The following is a 776-nucleotide window of genomic DNA, read 5'->3' on the forward strand; positions in this document are numbered from 1 at the left end:
GTGTCGCCGGTCTCGTCGGGTGACAGCGGCGTCGGCTCCGTCTCCCCGGCCTCGAACGCCCGCGTTAGCGGGTCGGCTGTCGCGGTCTGGATGAGATACAGGCGCGGCGGCTCCGCGATCAGTCCCGCGCGCTTGAGGTCCCGGATTCCTAGCCAGATCCCCGAAGCGAATCCACCGGAGCTCGCCGGTAGCGCGATCACGTCGGGCGCCGCCGGGGCGAGCGACTCGTAGATCTCGAACAGTGCCGTTTTGTACCCGCTGATGCGGGTGGGCACGTCGCTCACGAGCACGTCGATCGGGAGGCGCTCGGACAGCTCAAGCGCGTCCCCGTACAGCTTCCCGTAGTCGCCGGCGACCTGTACGATGGCCGGCTCGTACTGAGCGATGAGTTCCAGCCGCACTGACGAGGTCCGCTCCGGAACGAACACGACGCACTCTCGATCGAGGCTCGCCGCGTGGGCAGCGGTGCTGATCGCCATGTTGCCGTACGAGACGTGCCGACGACGTCGCCACCGGTCGCGGCCGTGTGAGGGACGGCCACCGCGCTCCCGCGGTCCTTGTACGCGCCGGTTGGATTCTCGCCCTCATCTTTGACGAACACCCGAGCGCCGGCTGTGTCGTCGAGTCCGGGGCTCCTGACGAGGGGCGTGCCGCCTGCAGCCCGTGCGACGCCCTCGGGCCGGTCGATCGGCAACAGCGCCTCGTACCGCCACATCCCGTCCCGATCTCGACAGTCCCCCCACGAGAATGGCGTCGGGTCCGTGTCGACCCAGAGC

At 69.2% G+C, this 776-nt stretch carries 1 protein-coding gene and 1 pseudogene; both read right to left on the reverse strand.

Features of this window, described 5'->3' with window-relative positions; translation table 11 throughout:
* A partial coding sequence (locus C5B91_RS21165) for a pyridoxal-phosphate dependent enzyme (RefSeq protein WP_255409962.1) occupies positions 1-479 on the reverse strand: 479 nt, incomplete at its 3' end.
* A gap of 77 nt (positions 480-556) precedes the next feature.
* Positions 557-715: pseudogene (locus C5B91_RS23010) on the reverse strand (threonine synthase); the annotation flags it as partial.
* Between the last annotated feature and the right edge of the window lie 61 nt (positions 716-776).

It is taken from the genome of Haloferax sp. Atlit-10N (genome assembly GCF_003586325.1).
GTDB lineage: Archaea > Halobacteriota > Halobacteria > Halobacteriales > Haloferacaceae > Haloferax > Haloferax prahovense.